Below are 20,884 nucleotides of genomic sequence, written 5' to 3' on the forward strand. Positions count from 1 at the left end.
GGGCGCACCCGTTCCGCCACTGACCCGTACGCCCGTCCCGGGCCCGACGACGACCGGTACGACGGGCCGGGCCGCCGGCCGTACGAGGATCGTCCCGGCCACGGCAGGGGCGACCGGGGGTACCGCGAGGCGGACCGCGGTCCGCGCGACCAGACCAGCTACCGCGACGACCTGGGCCGCCCGGACACGGGCCGCGGGGAGCACGACCGGTGGGACGCCGGCCCGGCCTACCGCGACTCGGATCGCGAGGAGCACCGGTGGGATGGCGGCCCGGCGTACCGCGAGGAACGCGACCCCTGGGACGCGGGCCCGGATTACCGCGACGCCGGCCAGGGCTACCGCGACGCCGGCCAGGGCTACCGCGACGGCGGCCCGGGCCATCGGGGTGATTCCTGGTACCCGGACGCGGACCACGATCCCCGTGACCGGGGCTACGACGAGCCGGTTCGGGGTAGCCGCCTCCACGTGCCGGATGACGAGTACCCGACCGCCCAGATCGCCCCGGTGCGGGACGAACCTGACCAGCTTGCCGCAGGGCAGGACGAGCCGACCGGCCAGCTCGCGGCGGTACGGGACGAGCCGGCGGCGGGCCGGCGGGGGCGCGGCCGTCGCCGGGCCAGCGCCGACCGGCCCGCCACGGCACAGCCGGCGACCGGCCGGGCCGGCCGCAACCTGCCGGCGGCGATCGGTGTCGGCCTCGCTCTCGGCGCGGCGATCCTGGTGCCGCTCTTCCTCTATCCGCCGGCGTTCCTCGCCGTGATCGCCGCCGCGGTGGCGATCGGCACCTGGGAGATGGCCCGGGCGGTCCGCCGTGGCGGGGCCCACCCGCCGCTGCCGCCGCTGATCGCCGGTGGCGTGATCACCGTCGGGCTGGCCTGGTTCGCCGGCCCGGACGCGCAGAGCCTCGGCCTGCTGGTCACCGTGCTCGGCACGATGATCTGGCGCCTGGGCGACGGCCCCGGCAACTATCAGCGTGACCTGACCGCGGCCACCCTGATCGCGGTGTACGTGCCCTTCCTCGGCGGCTTCGCAGCCATGCTCGCGGCCGCCCCCGGCGACGGCCCGCTGCGGGTGCTGGTCACCCTGGTCGCCGTGGTGCTCTCCGACACCGGCGGGTACGCGGCCGGCGTCGCTTTCGGCAAGCATCCGATGGCCCCCAGGATCAGCCCGAAGAAGTCCTGGGAGGGCTTCGCCGGCTCGCTAACCGCCGCCGCGGCGGGCAGCGCCCTGCTGCTCTGGCTGCTTTTCGAGCTGGCCCCGTGGTGGGGTGCGCTGTTCGGGGTGGCGATCGCCTGCGCGGCGGTTCTCGGCGACCTCGCCGAGTCGATGATCAAGCGGGATCTCGGGGTCAAGGACATGAGCAACCTGCTCCCCGGGCACGGTGGCCTGATGGACCGGCTCGACTCGATCCTGTTCGCGGTGCCGACGGCGTATCTGCTGCTGACGGTCCTGGTGCCGGCGGTGGGCTGAGGGATGAATCACGTGGGTGGGCCCGCATCCACCGGCCGGTCAAGGCCGATTCGGGACCTACGGACGGGTACGACCCGCGCCGGGCGTGTCAGACTGGACGCGCCATGACGAGCCTCCCCCTGATCCCCGTGGACCCCGACGCTCGCGGCCGACGGCCCGCGCTGCCGCCCCGTCACCTCGCCGACCTGGATCTGCCCGGCCGGCAGGCGCTGGTCGCCGAGCTGGGCGAGCCCGCCTTCCGGGCCAAACAGGTCTCCAACCACTACTTCGGCCGGCTGGTGCGCGACCCCGCCGGGATGACCGACCTGCCGGCGGCCGCCCGGGAGCGGCTGGCCGGAGCGCTGCTGCCCAACCTGCTCACCCCCGTACGCGAGCTGGCCTGCGACGACGGTGCCACCCGGAAGGCGCTCTGGCGGCTGCACGACGGCTCGCTGGTGGAGAGCGTGCTGATGGGCTACCCGGATCGGGTCACCGTCTGCATCTCCAGCCAGGCCGGCTGCGGCATGGCCTGCCCGTTCTGCGCCACCGGACAGGCCGGCCTGACCCGTAACCTGTCGACCGCGGAGATCGTCGACCAGGCCGTCTACCTCGCCGGGGTGGCCGCCTCGGGCGCGGTGGCCGGCTCGCCGCCGCGCCTGTCGCACGTCGTCTTCATGGGCATGGGCGAGCCGCTGGCCAACTACTCGCGGGTCGTCGCGGCGATCCGCCGGCTGGTCGCGCCGGCCCCGGAGGGGCTCGGCCTGTCCCAGCGGCACATCACCGTCTCCACGGTCGGCCTGGTGCCGGCCATCCGCCGACTGGCCAGCGAAGACCTGTCGGTGACTCTTGCGCTGTCGCTGCACGCCCCCGATGATGAGCTGCGCGACGAACTCGTCCCGGTCAACCAGCGCTGGAAGGTGTCCGAGGTGCTGGACGCGGCGTGGGACTACGCGGCCACGACGGGGCGTCGCGTGTCGATCGAGTACGCGATGATCAAGGACGTGAACGACCAGCCGTGGAGGGCCGATCTGCTCGGGCGGCTGCTGGCCGGCAAGCTGGCACATGTGAATCTCATCCCGCTCAACCCGACTCCGGGCAGCCGCTGGGACGCCAGCCCGAAGCCGGTCGAGCGGGAGTTCGTCCGGCGGTTGCGCGAGGCCGGGGTGTCGACCACCGTGCGGGACACCCGGGGGCGCGAGATCGACGGCGCGTGTGGGCAGCTCGCCGCCGCCGAGGACAGGGACACCGACACGCCGCGGGAGGCAACGGCGTGACCGGGCGTAGCGAACGAGACCAGGAGACATAGTGGCGAGTCAGGGTCAGCGTTTCCGGCGTAAGGCGCTCCGCCGGGGATACAAGGTCGACGAGGTCGACGCCTTCCTGGACAGGGTGGAGGCCACCCTCGCCGGCCAGCCGGTCGGTGCGCCCGTCGCCTCCCAGGAGGTCCACGACGTCGTCTTCCGGGTCCGGTTCAACGGCTACGACGAGTGGCAGGTCGACCTGCACCTCGACCGGGTGGAGCGGCAGCTGGCCGAGTTGGAGGAGCGGGGCGGCGTCCCTGGCGGGCGCGGTGGCGACCCCCGGATGGCCGACCGGCACGGTCCGCCGATGCGCGACGACCGCGGCCTCTCGCCCGTGCCGCAGCCGCCGATGCAGCCCCGACCGATGCCCGCGCAGGCCGGCCCGCCCGCCGACCGCTTCGGCAACCGCTACGACGACCCGACCGGCGGCAACCGCTACGACGAGCCGACCGGCGGCAACCGTTACGACGAGCCGACCGGCGGCAACCGCTACGACGAGCAAACCGGCGGCGGCCGCTACGACGAGCCGACTGCTGGCGGCCGTTACGACGACCCGACCGGTGGTGGCCGTTACGACGAGCCGACCGGTGCCTTCGCCGGCGGGTACGACGGCCCGCGCGGCGGGTACGACGCGCCCCGCGGCCCGGCCGGCCCCGGTCCAATGGGCCCGGGTGGTCCGATGGGCCCGGGTGCCCCGATGGGGCACGGCGGACCGCCGCCCCGCGGCCTGCCCCCGGGGCCCGGCGGCTACGGTCCCGATGACCGGTTCGACGGTTTCGAGGCCGGCCGGCGTGGTCGCCCCGACATGACGGCCGAGATCCGGATGCCCGAGCGGGACCTGCGTGACCCGCGCGGCCGGGGCCCGGGCGGCCCGCCTCCCGTGCCTCAGCAGGGTTTCGGAGGCGGTCCGATGGGCGGCCCGCCGATGGCCGGTCCGCCCCCCGCCGGTCCGCCGATGGCCGGTCCGCCGATGGCCGGTCCGCCGATGGCCGGCCCACCCGGTAGCGACCTCTACCGGGTGGACCAGATCCGCCGTAGCTTCCAGGTACGCCGTTTCGGCAGTGGGTACGACCCGGACCAGGTCGACCGGTTCTTCGACAGCCTGCTCGGCGGCATGCAGGGCCGTAACCCGATGCCGGTGAACCCGAAGGACCTGGACACCCTGCGCTTCGGGCTGGTGCCCGGCGGCTACTTCGAGGCCGAGGTCGACGCCGCGCTCAAGGACGTGCAGGACATCCTGCTCGGCCGCTGAACCGTCGCCGACGAGGCCCACCCCGAACCGGGCGAGGGCCTGCCGTGAAACAGACGAGGGCCCGCCCCCGAACCGGGGGCGGGCCCTCGCGCGTTTCGGTCGAGCGCGTGACCGCCGGATCAGGACCGCAGGCCGCTGCGGCGCAGCACCGCGTCGGCGATCACGATGGCCAGCAGCAGCGCGGCGATCCCGATCAGCCAGATGTCCTCGACCCTGCCCTCGTGGTTGCCGCAGAGCGCCATGACCACCAACAACGCCGCCGACAGCACCGCACCGATCCGTCCGGACCTGCGGTGTCCGGGCTTGTGCTGATCTGGCGCGGTTACCGGCTCGCTTCCTGCCACTGTCGGTCCTTCCCTCGCGATCGGATCTCCGGTTAGTCTGGCACGCCCCGTGCCGGGCCCGGCGCAGGGTCCGACCTGATGGGGGACGCATGACCCGCGCGGAAGACCGCGAACTGCTCAAGGCGGCGTACCAGGCGTGGGACGCGGAGGACTGGGCGGTCGCCGGGGAGTCGCTGGAGCGCCTGGCGCGGCGCCTGCCGGACCACCGCCGGGCCGGGGTCTGGTGGTATGACGCCGCGCTGGCGCACAAGTTCCTGCGCAACTGGGCGAAGGCGTACGAGCTGGGCCGGGAGGCGGCGGCGCGGGCCAAGCGGGGCACCGAGGACCCGGCGTTCTGGAACCTGGGCATCGCCGCGACGATCATGGAGGACTGGGCGACGGCCCGGGACGCCTGGCAGGGTTACGGGCTGACCATCCCGGCCGGCGACGGTGAGATCGTGGCGGACTTCGGGCCCACCCCGATCCGGCTGACCACCGGGCAGGGCGGCGGCGAGGTGGTCTGGGCGCAGCGGCTCTGCCCGACCCGGGCCCGGGTGCTCAACGTGCCGACGCCGGAGTCGGGCCGCCGGTACGGCGAGATCGTGGTGCACGACGGCGCTCCGAACGGGGAGCGGGAGGTCGACGGCCGGACGTACCCGGTCTTCGACGAGCTGTTGCTGTTCCGGGCCTCCGAGCTGCCCACCACGATCGTCGAGGTCGCCGCCGACACGCCGGAGGACGTCCGGGCCCTGGCCGTGCTCTTCGACGAGCAGGGGTACGCGGCGGAGCCGGCCAGCGGGGTCCGGGTGCTCTGCGCGTGTTGCAGCGAGGGGAACGTGACCCAGGACCGCGACCACCAGATCGCGGGCGGGCAGCAGGTGTACCTCGCGGCGCCGGCCGACCGGATTTCCGCGCTGATGGACGGCTGGTGCGCCGCCGCGCCGGAGCGCCGGAGCTGGGCGGGGCCGGTGCGGGGCTGAGCGCCCGGGCCGTTGGTCCCGTCCTGAACGGGGCGGAAGGGCACTACCGGCGTCGCGGAACGACGATCACACTGCCTCCGGTAGCGTCTTGACGTACGCCTGATTGCCTTTTTTGAGGGAGACTGCGGTGCGAGTGACCGGTACGGGACATGCCAGCATGCGGATCGACACGGCCGCGGGCAGCATCCTGTGCGACCCGTGGGTCAATCCCGCCTACTTCGCCTCCTGGTTCCCTTTCCCGGACAATTCACAGCTCGACTGGGACACCCTGGGTCAGGTCGACTACCTCTACGTGTCGCACCTGCACCGGGACCACTTCGACGCGAAGCACCTGCGTGACTTCGTCAGCAAGGACGCCACCGTCCTGCTCCCCGAGTTCCCCACCTCGGAGATGGAGGACGAGCTGCGGGAACTGGGCTTCACCAAGTTCCTCAAGGCCCCGAACGAGCAGGTCGTGGAGCTGCCCGGCGGCCTGAAGATCATGATCCAGGCGCTGACCAGCCCGACCGACGGCCCGATCGGTGACTCCTCGCTCTGGGTGGAGTACGACGGCGTCCGGCTGCTCAACCAGAACGACGCCCGTCCGACCGATCTGAGCGTCTTCGCCGACCTGGGCCACGTGCACGCGCACATGCTCCAGTTCTCCGGCGCGATCTGGTACCCGATGGTCTACGAGCTGCCGCAGGCGGCGAAGACCGCGTTCGGCAAGCAGAAGCGGGATCGGCAGTTCGACCGCACCTGGCGCTACATCGACGACCTTAAGGCCGACCACGTCTTCCCGATCGCCGGGCCGCCCTGCTTCCTCGACGACGAGCTGTGGCAGTTCAACGACATCTTCGACGACGAGGGCAACATCTTCCCCGACCAGTCGGTCTTCCTGGCCGAGTACGCCAAGGTCGGCGGCACCAACGGCATCGTGCTGCTGCCGGGCAGCGTCACCGAGGTCACCACCGAGGGAGCGACCACCACCCACCCGATGCCGGTGGAGGAGTTCTTCGCCAACAAGGTGGCCCACCTGGAGGAGATGCGGGAGCGCAAGCGCCCGATCATCGAGGCCGAGAAGGCGTCCTGGCGTCACCCCGAGGTCGATGTGCTCGGCGAGATGAAGCGCCGGATCGAGCCGCTGCTGGACGAGTCGATCTACCTGGCCAAGGGCGTCGGCGGCCCGGTCCGCTTCGATCTCGTCGGGTACGACGGGGAAAGCGTCGAATCCATCGTGGTGGACTTCCCGGAGAAGGAGGTCCGGCCGTACGCGGACGAGAAGGTTCGCTACCGGTTCCGTACCGAGCGGGCGCTGATCGAGCACCTGCTGCACATCGGCGAGGTGGACTGGGTCAACTCGCTCTTCCTCTCCTGCCGCTTCTCCGCGGCCCGGATCGGCCAGTACAACGAGTTCGTCTACGCCTTCTTCAAGTGCCTCTCCGAGGAGCGCCTCCAGTACGCGGAGGGCTGGTACGACGAGCACGAGCGGGCCGTCGACGCTGAGGACATCACGCTTGACGGCTGGGTGGTGCAGCGCCGCTGCCCGCACCTGAAGGCGGACCTGAGCCGGTTCGGCATCGTCGACGGCGACCAGCTCACCTGCCAGCTGCACGGCTGGAAGTTCGACCTGGCCAGCGGCCGCTGCCTCACCAGCGTCGGCCACAAAATCCGCGCCCACCGCGCCGACACCCCCACCCCCTAACCCCCTAACCCCCTCCCCCCTCCCTCCATCCCCCTCCCGCGATCTTGCACTTGCTGTCCGAACAAAAGGGACGAAGGCCGCGAACGAGAGGCCGGAAGTGCAAGATCGCGGGGGAGGGGGATGTAGAGGGGGAGGGGGAGGGTGGGGGCGGGGTTAGTGGGAGAGGTCGGTGAGGATGCGGCGGGCGGCGTTGTGGCCGGCGGCGCCGATGACGCTGCCGGCGGGGTGGCAGCCGGCGCTGCCGGCGTAGACGCCGTCGATGCCGGTGGCGTACGGCATCCGGTCGGTGAACGAGACGGTGTTGTCGACGTGGTGGATGTGGCCGCCGGTGATGCCGAAGTGCCTCTCGATGCCGGGCGGGGCCAGCGGCACCGCGTCGGCGATCAGGTCGCCGGTGCCGGGGGCGTACCGCTCGCAGATGTCGACCAGTCGGGAGACGTAGCCGGGCAGCGCCTCGTCCCAGGTGGTGCCGGCCAGTTCGTACGGGACGGACTGCACGAACAGCGCCGACGAGTGGTGCCCGGCCTCGTCGGCCAGCGACGGGTCGACAGTGGTGTGCAGGTACCACTCGATGGTCGGCTCCGCAGGCAGCCGCCCGGCCCGCACGTCCGCCCACATGGCGCGCAGCGCGGCCATCGGCGACTCGCCGCCCTGCCCGACCAGCGAGGCCGAGCCGGGCAGCAGGTGGATGGTGGAACCGAACGGGCTGGGCGCGTCGGCCGGCAGGCAGGAGAACCGAGGTAGGCCGCGCAGCGCCAGGTTGAGCTTGAGCGTGGTGCCGGGGCGGCGGACCGCCGCCATCCGCTCGCCCAGCGCCGCCGGGACCGCGCCGTCGGGCAGCAGCTCCAGCAGCCGGTACGGGTCACAGGCGCCGAGCACCACCGAGGCCGCCACCTCCCGCCCGTCGGCGAGGACGACCCCGGACGCGGTGCCGCCGTCGAGGGTGATCGCGGTGACCGGCGTACCGGTCAGGATGGTCGCTCCGGCGGCGCGGGCGGCCTCGGCGAAGGTCCGGGAGACGGTGCCCATGCCGCCCTGGGCGATCATCCAGGTGCCGCCCGATCCGGGCAGCCGGCACATGTTGTGCACCAGGAAGTTGTGCCCGGTGCCGGGGTCGTCCGGGCCGGCGTTGAGGCCGGAGAGGCCGTCGGTGACCGCGTACATGCTGACCAGCAGCTCGGAGCGGAAGTCGAAGCGGGCCAGGTAGTCGGCGACCGAGCCGCGGACCAGGTCGACGAAGACCTGCCGCAGCGCCGGGCGGACGTACCGTTCGGCGGTCTCCTCGACCGGCAGCGGCTCGGTCAGCCAGGTCGGGGCCAGGTCCTCGCGGAGCTGCGCCAGCTCGGCCTGGAGCGCGTCGTCGGCCGCCGCGTCCGCGGGGGAGAACATCTCCGCGAGCTGCCGCCGGCTGGCCGCGGCGTCGCTGCCGAAGAGCAGGTACGGCGAGCCGAGCCCGCCCGGGGTGGGCAGGAAGTAGTGCGGGTCGCGGCGCAGCACCGGGATGTGCACGTCCAGCGTGGCGAGCAGCTCCGGCGGCATCAGCCCGAGCAGGTACGAGCCGGTGGAGTGGCGCAGCCCGGGGACCCTGGGGAACGGGTTCTCGGTGCGGGTGGCGCCGCCGATCACCTCCGCCGCCTCCAGCACCAGCACGTCGAGGCCGGCCCGCGCCAGCAGGATCGCCGAGACCAGTCCGTTGTGCCCGGAACCCACCACGACGACGTCGACGCGGGACGGCAGCACGCTTTGCTCGCTCATGTCCGGGCAGCCTAGTGGCGCGCGCCGCCTTGGGGGAGGGTCTCGCCGGGGTCGGCCGGACGGAGCTGGGCGAGCTGGCTGACCAGCTCGGTCTCGAAGAACGCCGCCGGCTCGTCGACCGCCCAGCCGAGGTGCCCGAAGACCTCCATGGCGACCAGGCCGTAGAGCCGGGTCCAGGCGGAGAGGAAGGCGTACGCGACCTCGATCGGCAGGGTGCCGTGCCTGGTCGTCAGCGGGGCGAGGTGCCCGCCGAGCTGTTCCTGGAGCAGCTCCGCCGGTGGGGTGGGCAGCCGGCTGCCCCGGGTGAGTTCCACGAACGGGGTGAGGAAGACCGCGCACAGGCGTGCCCCCGGATGGTCGGGGTCGGCGCATTGATCGGCGAGCCCGGCCACCCCGGGGACCGGGTTGCCGAAGATCAGGGTGAACTCGGCGGGGTGGCCGACGGCCCAGCGCCGCAGGGCCCGGCACATTTCGAGGAGCTGGCCGGTGGGGTCCGGGCTCGCCGCGTCCCGGGCCGCCTCGATCTCCTGGCGCAGTTCGTCGTAGAGGTCGCCGGCCAGCCCGGCGACCAGCGCCTCCAGGCTGGGGAAGTACCGGTAGATGGCCGGGGCGGTCATGCCCATGTCCCGGGCGATCGCCCGTAGTGAGACCGCCTCGACCCCGCCGGTCACCAACAGCCGCCGCGCCCCGTCCTTGATCTCGGAGAGGGTCGCCGTGCGCAGGCGTTCCCGCCGGGTGGGTGCGGTCATCCGTCAGCCCCCTTGACCGGAGAGAACGCCGTTGTCATAGTAAACGCCGTTCACTCAGATGATCGATGGTTACCGGATACGACCTTAACGGCCGGTGAGGAGGAATGGCGATGTTCGCCTGGTGGGGGCGAGTGGTGGTGCGCGCCCGGTGGGCGGTGCTGGCCGCCGCCGTGGCGCTCGTGGTGCTCGGCTCGACCTGGGGTGCGGGCGTCTTCGGCGAACTGACCGGGGGCGGCTTCCAGGACCCGGCCAGCGAGTCCAGCCGGACCGCCGAGCGGATCACCGCCGAACTGGGCCGGCAGGGCGCCGACGTGATCGTCCTCTGGTCCAGCGACACCGCCACCGTCGACCAGCCGGCGTTCCGTGACCCGGTCACCGCAACCGTCGCCGGCCTGCGCGGGCGGTCCGCGGTGACCAGTGTGACCACCTGGTACGACAGCCCCACCCCGGCCCTGGTCGCCACCGACCGTCAGGCCACGTACGCCCTCGTCCGGCTCGCCGGTGCGGACGAGGACGCGCGGTCGACACAGTTCGCGGCGCTGCGCCCCGCGCTCGACGTCCCCGGGCTGCGTACCGAGGTGGGGGGCACCGTCGCCTTCCAGCACTACGCCAACACCCAGACCACCAAGGACATCACCCGCGCCGAGACGCTGTCCATGCCGGTGCTGCTGGTGCTCCTCGTGCTGATCTTCGGCGGACTGGTCGCCGCCACCACCCCGCTGCTCATCGGCGGGCTGGCCATCCTCGGCGCGTTCGTCGCCGTACGGGTGGTGAACCTGTTCACCGACGTATCGATCTTCGCGATCAACATCATCACGCTGATCGGCCTCGGCATGGCCGTCGACTACGCGCTGTTCGTGGTGAGCCGGTTCCGGGAGGAACTCGCCGCCGGGCACGACACCACCGAGGCGATCCGGCGCACCATGGCCACCGCCGGCCGCACCGTGCTCGTCTCCGGGCTCACCGTGGCCCTCGCCCTGGCCAGCCTGCTGATCTTCCCGCAGTCGTTCCTCCGCTCGATGGGACTCGGCGGCGTGGCCGCCGTCCTGGTCGCCATGCTGGCCGCGCTGACCGTGCTGCCGGCCCTGCTGGCGGTGCTCGGGCACCGGATCGACGCGCTGCGCGTACCCCTGCCGTGGCGGCGCGGGACGCGGCGTACCGGACCGGCGGCGGCCGGCGGGGGCGGCGCGTGGGCCCGGATCGCGCGGAGCGTGATGCGCCGCCCGGTGCGCTACCTGGTCGGGGTCGCGGTGCTGCTCGGCGTGCTGGCCACCCCGTTCCTGCGGGTCACCTTCGGCGGCTTCGACGAGCGGGTGCTGCCGGCGGACGCCGCGCCCCGGGTGGTCTCCGAGCGGATCGCCGCCGAGTTCCCCGGCGGCCAGGTCGCCCCGATCGACGTGCTGGTCTCCGGGGCGCCGGCCGAGGCGGCGCGCGGGTTCGCCGACCGGATCGCGGCGGTGCCCGGGGTGACCGGGGTACGGGTCGCCGCCGAGCGCGGGCAGGCCACGCTGCTCTCGGTGAGCTACCCCGGCGAGCCGACCGGCGACGTCGCCCAGCGGGTGGTCCGCGAGCTGCGCGGGCTGCCCGGGCCGGCCGGGGCCGAGGTACTGGTCGGCGGGCGACCCGGCGCCGACCGGGACCTGCTGGACAGCCTCGGCGACCGGCTGCCGTGGATGGCCCTGTTGATGGCCGTCGCCACCCTGCTGCTGCTCTTCCTCGCCTTCGGCTCGGTGGTGCTGCCGGTCAAGGCGGTGCTGATGAACCTGGTCTCGATCGGCGCGTCGTTCGGCGTGGTGGTCTGGATCTTCCAGGACGGTCACCTGGCCGGGGCGCTCGGCTTCACCTCGACGGGCTTCATCGAGCCGAGCAATCCGATCCTCATGCTCGCGGTGCTCTTCGGGCTGGCCACCGACTACGAGGTCTTCCTGCTCTCCCGGGTCCGTGAGGAGTGGGACCGCACCGGCGACAACACCGCCGCGGTGGCCGGCGGGCTCCAGCACACCGGGCGGATCATCACCGCCGCCGCGCTGCTGCTGATCATCGTGGTGGCCGGCTTCACCACCGGCGGCATGTCCTACATCAAGCTCATCGGGGTCGGCATGATCGTGGCGATCGTGGTCGACGCGACGCTGGTCCGGGCCCTGCTGGTGCCGGCGACCATGCGGCTGCTCGGCCGCTGGAACTGGTGGGCCCCCGGTCCGCTGGCCCGGTTCTACCGCCGCTACGGCATCCGCGAGTCCGACCAGCCCGTCCCCGCCCCGCACGCCCCCGTCCCGGTCCCGTGACCCACCCGGGCCCGGCGATCAACGCGGCCGGGCCCCGGAAGGCACTAGCATCCGTCGGCATGATGATCGCCTCGACCGACCGGCTCGTGGTCCGGGACTGGACCGACTCGCCGGACGACCTGGCCCGGATCTACGACATCTACTCGCGGGACGAGGTGATGCGTTGGCTCGGCGGGGGTGCGGGGCTGATGACCGACCCGGCCCAGGCGGCGGAGCGGGTGCACGCCTGGCGGGACCGGTACGCCCCGTACGCCGGCCGGTGGGGGATCTGGGCGATCGAGCCGCGTGACGCCGGCCGGGCCGTGGGCAGCGTCCTGGTGAAGCCGCTGCCGGGGCGGGACGGTGTCACCCCCACCGACGACATCGAGATCGGCTGGCACCTGCATCCCGACTCGCAGGGCCACGGCTACGCCACCGAGGCGGCCCGGGCCGTGCTGGACCGGGAGTTCGCCACCGGCACCCGGCAGGTCTACGCGGTGGTGATGGCGGGCAACGAACCGTCGATGGCGGTGGCCCGGCGGCTCGGCATGAGCCACCTCGGCGTCCGCACCGACTGGTACGGCGGCATCGAGCTGGAAGCCTTCCGGCTGCGCCCCTGATCAAGCGGGGTATCAGACGGCGTCCGCGTCGAGGCATCCGCCGCGCCGGCAGTCTCACCCGCCCGGTGGTCGGCCACGGGGCCCCGCTCAGCCGGTTCGCCCCTGCCTGACGTGCGGATGGGATGCCGCGTGTGCAACTCTCGTCCGAGACTTCTTCACCGGGGCGACGGGGGTCCCGCGGAGACCCATGCGCCGCGTGGGCAGATACGTCAGTCGAACCTGGAGACAACATGGCCAACCTCGACGCCGCCCTGAAGGACGCGATGACCATCGACGGCGCGATCGGCGTCGCGCTCGTCGACTACACCAGCGGGATGACCCTCGGCGTGGCCGGCGGCACCCCGGAGATCGACCTGACCGTCGCGGCGGCCGGCAACACCGATGTGGTCCGCGCGAAGCTGCGCACCATCGAGATGCTGAAGCTGAACGACGAGATCGAGGACGTCCTGATCACCCTCGGCAGCCAGTACCACATCATCCGGCCGCTCAGCCGCCACTCCGGCAAGGGGCTGTTCCTCTACCTGATGCTCAGCAAGTCCCGGTCCAACCTGGCCCTCGCGCGGCACCAGCTCCGCAACATCGAGGAGCGGCTGGAGCTGTGAACGACCCCGGTGGATTCCTGCCCCGCCGTACCGCGCGGCAGCCCGACCTTCCGGCACCGGCCCCGCTTCCGCGCTCGCTGGCCGGCAACCCGTCGTTGCCGTACCCGGCGATCGGGACCGAGCTGGCCGAGCTGCGCCTGCAGATCCCCGGCGTGCGGGGAAGCGTGCTCGGCGGTGTGGATGGTCTGCGCATCACCCACGACGTGCCGGAGGAACTGGATCCCGACGACCTGGCCGCGGTGGCGGCGGCGACCTTCGGCCTGGGCCGGCAGGTCAGCCTCCGCCTCGGTCAGGGCGAGTTCTGCCAGTCCACCGTCCGCAACCAGGCCGGCTACTTCGCCGTGTACGCGGTGGGTGCGGAGGCGCTGCTCTGCGTGGTCGGCCAGGACGCGATCAACGTGGCTCGGCTGCACCTGCACGCCCCGCCGGTGGCGGAACGCCTCGCCAAGCTGCTCGCCCAGGTCTGACGACACAAACTGAGGCTCCCAGCGAGCGCCCAGGCGGGCTGAGGAAGAATGTCCGGGTGACGTATCCCCGCGATCTTGTCCTGCTCGGCTCGACCGGTTCGATAGGTACCCAGGCCATCGACATCGTCCGGCGTAACCCGGACCGGTTCCGGGTGGTGGCGCTCGGCGCCGGTGGCGGCAACGTGGATCTGCTCGCCGCGCAGGCGCTGGAGCTGGGCGTCGAGGTGGTGGGCGTGGCGAGGGCCTCCGCCGCCCAGGATCTCCAGCTCGCGTTCTACGCCGAGGCGAGCCGGCGCGGCTGGGCCACCGGCGACTTCAAGCTGCCCAAGATCGTGGCCGGCCCGGACGCGATGACCGAGCTGGCCGGGTGGCCGTGCGACGTGGTGCTCAACGGCGTGGTCGGCTCGCTCGGGCTGGCGCCGACGTTGGCCGCGCTGCGCGCCGGGCGTACCCTCGCCCTGGCCAACAAGGAGTCGCTGGTGGCCGGCGGCCCGCTGGTCAGGGCTGCGGTGGCACGTCCGGGGCAAATCGTCCCCGTCGACTCCGAGCACTCGGCGCTGGCGCAGTGCCTGCGGGGCGGCACCCGGGCCGAGGTGCGCCGGCTTGTCGTCACCGCCAGCGGCGGGCCGTTCCGGGGCCGCCGCCGCGACGAGCTGACCGAGGTCACGCCGGAGCAGGCCCTGGCCCACCCCACCTGGAACATGGGCCCGGTGGTCACGATCAACTCCGCCACGATGGTCAACAAGGCGCTTGAGGTGATCGAGGCGCACGAGCTGTTCGACGTGCCGTACGCCGACATCGAGGTGATGGTCCACCCGCAGTCGGTGATCCACTCGATGGTCGAGTTCGCCGACGGCTCCACCCTCGCCCAGGCCAGTCCGCCGGACATGCGGCTGCCGATCGCCCTCGGCCTCGGCTGGCCGGACCGGGTGCCCGAGGCCGCCGCCGCGGTCGACTGGACCAGGGCCCACACCTGGGAGTTCTTCCCGCTCGACGACGCCGCCTTCCCGGCGGTCGCCCTGGCCAAGGCGGCCGGGGAGGCCGGGCGCTGCCGGCCGGCCATCTACAACGCGGCGAACGAGGAGTGTGTGGCGGCGTTCGTCGCCGGGCGGCTGCCGTTCCTCGGCATCGTCGACACCCTCCGGCGTGTGCTGGACGGCGCTCCCGACTTCGACGAACCAGGTACCGTCGAGGACGTGCTCGCCGCCGAATCGTGGGCACGGGCGTACACCCAGGAGATCATCGTCGGTTCGGTGGAAGGAGCTTGATGAGTTACCTGCTCGGGGTGGTGCTCTTCGCCGCGGCGATCCTCATCTCGGTGAGCCTGCACGAGGCGGGGCACATGCTCACCGCCAAGGCGTTCGGGATGAAGGTCACGCGCTACTTCGTCGGCTTCGGCCCGACGCTGTGGTCCTTCAAGCGGGGCGAGACCGAGTACGGCATCAAGGGCATTCCGCTCGGCGGCTTCTGCAAGATCGTCGGGATGACCCCGCAGGACGACGACGTCGACCCGGCCGACCAGCCGCGCGCCATGTGGCGGTACCCGGTCTGGAAGCGGACGATCGTGATGTCCGCGGGCTCGATCACCCACTTCATCCTGGCCCTGGTGACGCTCTGGTTCATCGCGGTCACCGCCGGCCTGCCCAACCCGAAGTTCCCGAGCACCGACGAAGGATTCAAGGCCGAACCGGCGGTGATCGCCCTCGCGCCGTGCGTGGTGGTGGAGAACGCCAGCCGCGCCTGCCAGGCCGGCGACCCGGCCAGCCCGGCCGCGACCGCCCAGCTCAAGAGCGGTGACCGGATCACCGCGGTCAACGGCCAGGCGGTCTCCACCTGGGGCGACATGCTCGACGTGGTCCGCGCCACCAAGCCCGGCCCGGCCACCGTCGCCTACGTCCGCGACGGCACCCCGGCCACCGCCACCGTCGACCTGGCCGCCGTGCAGCGCCCGCCGCTGGACGACCCGAAGGGTGCCACCTCGGCGGTCTCCGCGCTCGGCGTCGCCCTGCGGCCCAGCACGCCCGCCCTGGTGCAGTACGGCCCGGGCGCCGCGTTCGGCGCGACCGCCGACTTCACCGGCAACATGGCGGTGCAGACCGCGCACGCCATGCAGCGGATCCCGCAGAAGGTCCCCGCCCTGTGGACCGCCGTCACCGGTGGCGAGCGGGACATGGACACCCCGATCAGCGTGGTCGGCGCCAGCCGGCTCGGCGGCGAGGCCGTGGAGAACAGCGCCTGGCTGGTGTTCTTCATGCTCTTCGTCTCGCTGAACTTCTTCATCGGCGTGTTCAACCTGCTGCCGCTGCTCCCGCTGGACGGCGGGCACATCGCGATCGCCTGGTTCGAACGGGTACGGTCCTGGCTCTACGCCCGGCTGCGCCGCCCCGACCCGGGCCGGGTCGACTACCTCAAGCTCATGCCCATCACGTACGTGGTGATCCTGATCGGTGGCGTGTTCACGCTGCTGACCGTCACCGCGGACGTCGTCAACCCGATCACGCTCTTCTCAAGGTGAGTGCCTGAAGTGACCGCTGTCAGTCTCGGGATGCCTCCCGTACCGCCGCCGCCGCTCGCCGCGCGCCGGGCCAGCCGCCAGATCATGGTCGGCTCGGTGCCGGTGGGCGGGGGCGCGCCGGTTTCGGTGCAGTCGATGACCACCACCCTGACCGCCGACGTCAACGCGACGCTCCAGCAGATCGCCGAGCTGACCGCGTCCGGTTGCCAGATCGTCCGGGTCGCCGTGCCGTCTCAGGACGACGTGGAGGCGCTGCCGGCGATCGCGAAGAAGTCGCAGATCCCGGTGATCGCCGACATCCACTTCCAACCGAAGTACGTCTTCGCCGCGATCGACGCCGGCTGCGCGGCGGTCCGGGTGAACCCGGGCAACATCCGGCAGTTCGACGACAAGGTCAAGGAGATCGCCAAGGCAGCCGGTGACGCCGGTGTGCCGATCCGGATCGGCGTCAACGCCGGCTCGCTGGACAAGCGGCTCCTGGCCAAGTACGGCAAGGCCACCGCCGAGGCGCTGGTCGAGTCGGCGCTCTGGGAGTGCTCGCTGTTCGAGGAGCACGGCTTCCGGGACATCAAGATCTCGGTCAAGCACAACGACCCGGTGGTGATGATCCGGGCCTACCGGCAGCTCGCCGAGAAGTGCGACTACCCGCTGCACCTGGGCGTGACCGAGGCCGGCCCGGCCTTCCAGGGCACCATCAAGTCGGCGGTCGCGTTCGGCGCGCTGCTGGCCGAGGGCATCGGCGACACCATCCGGGTCTCGCTCTCCGCCCCGCCGGTCGAGGAGATCAAGGTGGGCGCCGCGATCCTGGAGTCGTTGGGCCTGCGCGAGCGGGGTCTGGAGATCGTCTCCTGCCCGTCCTGCGGTCGGGCCCAGGTCGACGTCTACAAGCTGGCCGAGGAGGTCACCGCCGGCCTGGAGGGGCTGCCGGTGCCGCTGCGCGTGGCCGTCATGGGCTGCGTGGTCAACGGCCCGGGCGAGGCCCGCGAGGCCGACCTGGGGGTGGCCTCCGGCAACGGCAAGGGCCAGATCTTCGTCAAGGGCCAGGTCATCAAGACCGTGCCTGAGGGGCAGATCGTGGAGACGCTGATCGAGGAGGCGCTCCGGCTCGCCGCCGAGATGGGCGCGGAGATCCCCGAGGATCTGCGCGACCTGGTCCCCGGCGCCACGGTCACCGTGCACTGACCCCGGCTCCGCCCCGACGTGCGGCCGCCCTCACGGGGGTGGCCGCACGCGTCGTTTCCGGCCCGGTCAGGCCGGCGCCGTCGGCCTCGGTACGGCGGCGAACTCGGAGAGGGTGAACCATCGGGGCAGCGCCCGGCGCAGCGCCTCCGGGCCGGCCACCTCCACCGCGCCGCCGCGCAGTGCGTTCGGCCAGCTCAGGTCGCCCAGCCACACGCTTACCAGGGCGCGCAGGTCGGCGTGGACGGTCACCGAGACGCCGTGGCCCGGGTCCACGTCGCAGACGTCGGCCTCGCCGGTGTGGATGACGAGCCACCAGTCGCGCAGGTCCGCCGGCACGTCGCGGAAGCGGAACTGGACCACCGTCCGGCCGGCCGGGACGGCGTTGTGGTTCACGTGCCGGTGCATGTCCCACAGCAGCAGCTTCGGATCCAGGTCCGCGTCACCCAGCTCGCCGATCCAGCGGACGCCCCACGCGCCGAGCGCCTCAAGCACCGGCCGCAGTTCCCGGCCGGCCTGGGTCGGGACGTACCGTACGTCGGCACCGTCGACGTGCCGCTCCACGACGCCGGCCCGGACGAGCTGGTGCAGCCGCCGGGACAGCAGGGTGGGCGACATCCGCGGCAGACCCCGGCGCAGCTCGTTGAAGCGCTCGGAGCCGCTCACCAGCTCCCGGACGACCAGCAGCGTCCAGCGCTCGTCGAGCAGTTCCATGGCCTTCGCGACGGGGCAGAACTGGTGGTAGGAGGCCCCCATGAGCGGCACGCTACGCCGCCGGGGCAGGCCTGGACCAGGAGCTTGTCGGGTGCGGTACAGATCTCGTACTAGGTCGCGGCCTCCCCGCTGCCTACCGTCCGTTTCATCAGGACGACGCGGAGGAGCAATCATGATCGAATCAATGGAGCGGGATCGGGCGGTGAAGGCCGGACACCGGCAGATGTGGGCGCTCGGCAGTTACGCGGTGGTCGCCGCGGAGGTCATCCCCGAGCTGGGGGCGACCCTGGTCCGAGCGGCCGGCGCCGGCCCCGGCGACCGGGTGCTGGACGTGGCCGCCGGCACCGGCAACGCGGCCATCCCGGCGGCCCTGGCCGGGGCCAGCGTGGTGGCCAGCGACCTGACCCCGGAGCTGCTGGAGACCGGGCGGGCGCTCGCCGCGGAGCGCGGCGCCCGGCTGGACTGGCAGCAGGCCGACGCCGAGGCGCTTCCGTACGCCGACGGCGAGTTCGACCGGGTCCTGTCCTGCGTGGGCGTGATGTTCGCGCCCCGGCACCAGGCCGCTGCCGACGAGCTGGTCCGGGTCTGCCGGCCGGGGGGCACGATCGGTCTGATCAACTGGACGCCCGAGGGGTTCATCGGGCAGATGTTCGCCACGATGAAGCCGTACGCCCCACCGCCACCGCCGGGCGCGCAGCCCCCGCCACTGTGGGGGAGTGAGGACCATGTCCGTGCGCTGCTCGGGGATCGGGTCACCGATGTCGTCACCCGCCGTCAGGCGGTCATGGTGGACCGGTTCGCCAACCCGGAGGAGTTCCGCGACTTCTTCAAGGCCCACTACGGACCGACGATCGCGGTGTACCGGGCGATCGCCGGTGAACCCGAGCGGGTCGCCGCCCTGGATCAGGACCTCGCCGACCTGGCGCGGCGGCACAGCGAGGCCGGGAGGATGCGCTGGGAGTATCTGCTCGTCACCGCGCGTCGGGCCGCCTGAGCGTACGCCGGCCGGGGTGGCGGTCACGTGGCCACCCCGGCCGGCGTGCGTACGCCCGCCTCACTCGGATTCGGCGAGGATCGCGTACAGCTTGCGCCGGGTCTCGTCGAGCACCTGGGCGGCGCGTTCCCGCTGGTCGTCGGTGCCGGTCATCATGACCTGGCGCAGGGCGTGCATGGCCTGCTGCCCGGCGTCGCGGATGTCGTGCCAGCTGTTCACGGTGGTCTCGGCGAACTCCGCCCACGGCGGGTTCTGCGCCGCCGCGGCCGCTTCGTCGCGCCCCTGCTCGGTGAGGGCGAACCGCTTCCGTCCGCCGTCGGAGTCCGCGGCGGCGGCGATGACGCCCTCGTCCTCCAGCAGTTGCAGGGTCGGGTAGACCGATCCGGGGCTGGGCCGCCAGGCCCCGCCGGTCCGGGAGTCGATCTCCTGGATCATCTCGTAGCCGTGCATCGGCCGCTCGGTGAGCAGGGCCAGCACCGCGCCGCGCACGTTGGGTCGGCGTCCGCGCCCGCGGCCCCGCCCACCCCGGCCGTGCCCGTGGCCGTGCGGGCCGGGCGGGAACGGCGGCGGGCCGGGCGGTACGGGCGGAAAGCCGAAGCCTCGCATCCGCCGGTCGTGCATCTCGTGCAGTCGTCGATGGAAACCCATCGCGTCCTCCTTGGTCGTCGTATCACTGATACCTCGACGATATATCGGAAATGCATCGCCGACAAGACGGTTGGCCAAGGCGGGACTGCAAACCGTACGTACGTCTTGCTATGGTGTCGCCCGTGCGCCTGCTTCCCGAACCGGGCCCGGCCCGGACCCTCGCCCTCTCCACGCTGGTCAACACCGTCGGCCGGGGCACCTGGCTGACCGTCAGTGCGCTCTTCCTGACCCGGTCGGTGGGGCTGACCGTGACCCAGGTCGGCGTCGGCCTCACCGTCACCGCGCTGGTCAGCCTCGTGGCCAGCACCCCGATGGGCTATCTCGCCGACCGGTACGGCCCGCGCGGAATGCAACTCGCCGCGCTGCTCGCCTCGGCCGCGTTCACCGCCGCCCTGGTGGCCGTCCGGTCGTTCCCGACGTTCCTCGCGGTCGGCGTGCTGATGGCGGTCGCCGACGCGGTCAGCCGGGGCGCCCGGGGCGCGCTGATCGCCGGGGCGGTCCCGCCCGACCAGCGGGTCCGGACCCGGGCCTGGCTGCGCGCGGTCACCAACGTGGGGATCTCCGTCGGGGCGGTGGCCGCCGGCTTCGGCATCGCGGCGGACACCCGTCCGGCGTACGTGGCGCTGATCCTGCTCGACGCGGTGACCTACCTGGGCGCGGCGGCGATCCTGCTCCGGCTGCCCGCGCTGCCGCCGGTGCCCGCGCCGACGCACGGCCCGCGCCTGATCGCGCTGCGGGACCGCCCGTTCCTCGCCTTCACCGTGCTGGACGGACTGATGTCCATGCACTTCGGGCTGATCAACATCGCCCTGCCGCTCTGGATCGCCGAGCACACCGAAGCGCCGCGCTGGCTCGTCTCGGGCTGCCTGCTGGTCAACACGGTGATGGTCGTGCTCTTCCAGGTCCGCGCCTCGCGGGGCACCGAGGAACTGACCGGGGCCGCCCGGGCCGCCCGGCGGGCCGGCGCGGTGATCGCGGTCGCCTGCCTGTTCTTCGCGGCCAGCGGCGGGGTGTCCGCCCCGGTCGCCGTCGTGCTGCTGCTGGCCGGGGCGCTGGTGCACGTGGTGGGGGAGCTGTGGCACGCCGCGGCCGGCTGGGGCGTCTCGTTCGGGCTCGCTCCCGCCCACGCCCAGGGCCAGTACCAGGGCGCGTACGGGATGGGTATGCAGCTCGGCTCGATGGTCGCGCCGGTGGTGGTGACCACCCTGGCGGTCGGCTGGGGCGTACCGGGCTGGCTGCTGCTCGGCGTCCTGTTCCTCCTGCTCGGGGCGCTGGTGCCGCCGGTGGTGGCGTGGGCCGGACGCACCCGGCCGGTCGAGGGGGCCGCCGCTCCGGTTCCGGTTGGCTGAGTCGCCGCTCGGTTGCCGGTCCGCGATGCCCGTCGGGGT

19 protein-coding genes are annotated in these 20,884 nt (G+C 72.7%); 14 read left to right on the top strand and 5 right to left on the bottom strand.

All coding sequences use genetic code 11. The annotated features are described in order from the left end of the window. The first annotated feature begins 171 nt into the window (after positions 1–171). From GA0070621_RS01040 to GA0070621_RS01050, 3 genes are all read left to right on the top strand, one after another. On the top strand, positions 172–1,470 hold the full coding sequence (locus tag GA0070621_RS01040) for a phosphatidate cytidylyltransferase (protein ID WP_091201835.1): 1,299 nt from the start codon (positions 172–174) through the stop codon (positions 1,468–1,470). 104 nt (positions 1,471–1,574) lie between these two features. Then, a complete protein-coding gene (rlmN, locus tag GA0070621_RS01045; RefSeq protein WP_091190598.1) occupies positions 1,575–2,723 on the top strand; it encodes a 23S rRNA (adenine(2503)-C(2))-methyltransferase RlmN in 1,149 nt (382 codons plus the stop codon). A gap of 31 nt (positions 2,724–2,754) precedes the next feature. Further along, a complete protein-coding gene (locus tag GA0070621_RS01050; RefSeq protein ID WP_091190602.1) occupies positions 2,755–4,002 on the top strand; it encodes a DivIVA domain-containing protein in 1,248 nt (415 codons plus the stop codon). Between the two features lie 119 nt (positions 4,003–4,121). Here GA0070621_RS01050 and GA0070621_RS01055 read toward each other — a convergent pair whose 3' ends face one another. Further along, positions 4,122–4,346, bottom strand: a complete 225-nt coding sequence (locus GA0070621_RS01055; RefSeq protein ID WP_091190605.1) for a DUF2631 domain-containing protein — start codon at positions 4,344–4,346, stop codon at positions 4,122–4,124. Between the two features lie 89 nt (positions 4,347–4,435). On the opposite strand from GA0070621_RS01055, the gene GA0070621_RS01060 reads away from it, so the two are divergent. Continuing rightward, entirely contained in the window at positions 4,436–5,305 is an 870-nt protein-coding gene (locus tag GA0070621_RS01060) for a tetratricopeptide repeat protein (protein WP_091190609.1), read from the top strand. 127 nt (positions 5,306–5,432) lie between these two features. Next, positions 5,433–6,989: a Rieske 2Fe-2S domain-containing protein gene (locus GA0070621_RS01065; protein ID WP_091190612.1), complete on the top strand. Its 1,557-nt coding sequence runs from the start codon at positions 5,433–5,435 to the stop codon at positions 6,987–6,989. A 153-nt stretch (positions 6,990–7,142) separates the two neighbouring features. On the opposite strand, the gene GA0070621_RS01070 is transcribed toward GA0070621_RS01065, so the two are convergent. Both GA0070621_RS01070 and GA0070621_RS01075 read right to left on the bottom strand, forming a co-directional pair. Next, a complete protein-coding gene (locus GA0070621_RS01070) occupies positions 7,143–8,744 on the bottom strand; it encodes a phytoene desaturase family protein (RefSeq protein ID WP_091190615.1) in 1,602 nt (533 codons plus the stop codon). 11 nt (positions 8,745–8,755) lie between these two features. Then, positions 8,756–9,493 (bottom strand): TetR/AcrR family transcriptional regulator, encoded by a 738-nt coding sequence (locus GA0070621_RS01075; RefSeq protein WP_091190618.1) that lies wholly within the window; start codon positions 9,491–9,493, stop codon positions 8,756–8,758. 110 nt (positions 9,494–9,603) lie between these two features. Here GA0070621_RS01075 and GA0070621_RS01080 point away from each other — a divergent pair, with 110 nt between their 5' ends. The 7 genes from GA0070621_RS01080 (at position 9,604) to ispG (ending at position 17,143) form a co-directional block, all read left to right on the top strand. Beyond that, positions 9,604–11,778, top strand: coding sequence for an MMPL family transporter (locus GA0070621_RS01080; RefSeq protein WP_091201837.1), 2,175 nt, complete (start codon positions 9,604–9,606; stop codon positions 11,776–11,778). Positions 11,779–11,837: 59 nt separating this feature from the next. Continuing rightward, the gene (locus GA0070621_RS01085; protein WP_091190622.1) at positions 11,838–12,377 is read left to right on the top strand and encodes a GNAT family N-acetyltransferase; all 540 of its coding nucleotides are present in this window, start codon (positions 11,838–11,840) and stop codon (positions 12,375–12,377) included. 230 nt (positions 12,378–12,607) lie between these two features. Beyond that, on the top strand, positions 12,608–12,979 hold the full coding sequence (locus GA0070621_RS01090; protein WP_091190626.1) for a roadblock/LC7 domain-containing protein: 372 nt from the start codon (positions 12,608–12,610) through the stop codon (positions 12,977–12,979). Then, the gene (locus GA0070621_RS01095; protein ID WP_167666481.1) at positions 12,976–13,446 is read left to right on the top strand and encodes a roadblock/LC7 domain-containing protein; all 471 of its coding nucleotides are present in this window, start codon (positions 12,976–12,978) and stop codon (positions 13,444–13,446) included. Before GA0070621_RS01090 ends, GA0070621_RS01095 begins: the two co-directional genes overlap by 4 nt. Positions 13,447–13,502: 56 nt before the next feature. Further along, positions 13,503–14,714 (top strand): 1-deoxy-D-xylulose-5-phosphate reductoisomerase, encoded by a 1,212-nt coding sequence (dxr, locus tag GA0070621_RS01100; protein WP_091190630.1) that lies wholly within the window; start codon positions 13,503–13,505, stop codon positions 14,712–14,714. Further along, positions 14,714–15,961, top strand: coding sequence for a M50 family metallopeptidase (locus GA0070621_RS01105; RefSeq protein WP_091190634.1), 1,248 nt, complete (start codon positions 14,714–14,716; stop codon positions 15,959–15,961). The genes dxr and GA0070621_RS01105 overlap by 1 nt, the downstream gene beginning before the upstream one ends. Before the next feature lie 9 nt (positions 15,962–15,970). Further along, a complete protein-coding gene (ispG, locus tag GA0070621_RS01110; RefSeq protein WP_091190638.1) occupies positions 15,971–17,143 on the top strand; it encodes a flavodoxin-dependent (E)-4-hydroxy-3-methylbut-2-enyl-diphosphate synthase in 1,173 nt (390 codons plus the stop codon). 66 nt (positions 17,144–17,209) lie between these two features. Here the strand turns inward: ispG and GA0070621_RS01115 are convergent, their stop codons facing one another. Further along, a complete protein-coding gene (locus tag GA0070621_RS01115) occupies positions 17,210–17,896 on the bottom strand; it encodes a winged helix-turn-helix transcriptional regulator (protein ID WP_091190640.1) in 687 nt (228 codons plus the stop codon). A 130-nt stretch (positions 17,897–18,026) separates the two neighbouring features. Between GA0070621_RS01115 and GA0070621_RS01120 the strand changes: the two genes are divergently transcribed. Next, positions 18,027–18,848: a class I SAM-dependent methyltransferase gene (locus GA0070621_RS01120; protein ID WP_091190644.1), complete on the top strand. Its 822-nt coding sequence runs from the start codon at positions 18,027–18,029 to the stop codon at positions 18,846–18,848. Positions 18,849–18,908: 60 nt separating this feature from the next. On the opposite strand, the gene GA0070621_RS01125 is transcribed toward GA0070621_RS01120, so the two are convergent. After that, positions 18,909–19,496 carry a PadR family transcriptional regulator gene (locus tag GA0070621_RS01125; RefSeq protein WP_091190647.1) on the bottom strand — a complete coding sequence of 196 codons (588 nt, stop codon included), beginning with the start codon at positions 19,494–19,496 and terminating at the stop codon, positions 18,909–18,911. Positions 19,497–19,618: 122 nt separating this feature from the next. On the opposite strand from GA0070621_RS01125, the gene GA0070621_RS01130 reads away from it, so the two are divergent. Then, entirely contained in the window at positions 19,619–20,845 is a 1,227-nt protein-coding gene (locus tag GA0070621_RS01130) for an MFS transporter (RefSeq protein ID WP_091201842.1), read from the top strand. The last annotated feature ends 39 nt before the right edge of the window (positions 20,846–20,884 follow it).

The sequence above is a fragment of the Micromonospora narathiwatensis genome (assembly GCF_900089605.1).
Lineage (GTDB): Bacteria > Actinomycetota > Actinomycetes > Mycobacteriales > Micromonosporaceae > Micromonospora > Micromonospora narathiwatensis.

What these genes read in the sequence shown, in the direction of transcription:
- GA0070621_RS01090 (WP_091190626.1), top strand. Translation starts at nt 12,608, where the DNA reads ATGGCCAACCTCGACGCCGCCCTGAAGGACGCGATGACCATCGACGGC.
- GA0070621_RS01115 (WP_091190640.1), bottom strand. Translation starts at nt 17,896, where the DNA reads ATGGGGGCCTCCTACCACCAGTTCTGCCCCGTCGCGAAGGCCATGGAA.
- GA0070621_RS01120 (WP_091190644.1), top strand. Translation starts at nt 18,027, where the DNA reads ATGATCGAATCAATGGAGCGGGATCGGGCGGTGAAGGCCGGACACCGG.
- rlmN (WP_091190598.1), top strand. Translation starts at nt 1,575, where the DNA reads ATGACGAGCCTCCCCCTGATCCCCGTGGACCCCGACGCTCGCGGCCGA.
- GA0070621_RS01060 (WP_091190609.1), top strand. Translation starts at nt 4,436, where the DNA reads ATGACCCGCGCGGAAGACCGCGAACTGCTCAAGGCGGCGTACCAGGCG.
- GA0070621_RS01075 (WP_091190618.1), bottom strand. Translation starts at nt 9,493, where the DNA reads ATGACCGCACCCACCCGGCGGGAACGCCTGCGCACGGCGACCCTCTCC.
- GA0070621_RS01125 (WP_091190647.1), bottom strand. Translation starts at nt 19,496, where the DNA reads ATGGGTTTCCATCGACGACTGCACGAGATGCACGACCGGCGGATGCGA.
- GA0070621_RS01105 (WP_091190634.1), top strand. Translation starts at nt 14,714, where the DNA reads ATGAGTTACCTGCTCGGGGTGGTGCTCTTCGCCGCGGCGATCCTCATC.
- GA0070621_RS01080 (WP_091201837.1), top strand. Translation starts at nt 9,604, where the DNA reads ATGTTCGCCTGGTGGGGGCGAGTGGTGGTGCGCGCCCGGTGGGCGGTG.
- GA0070621_RS01070 (WP_091190615.1), bottom strand. Translation starts at nt 8,744, where the DNA reads ATGAGCGAGCAAAGCGTGCTGCCGTCCCGCGTCGACGTCGTCGTGGTG.
- GA0070621_RS01085 (WP_091190622.1), top strand. Translation starts at nt 11,838, where the DNA reads ATGATGATCGCCTCGACCGACCGGCTCGTGGTCCGGGACTGGACCGAC.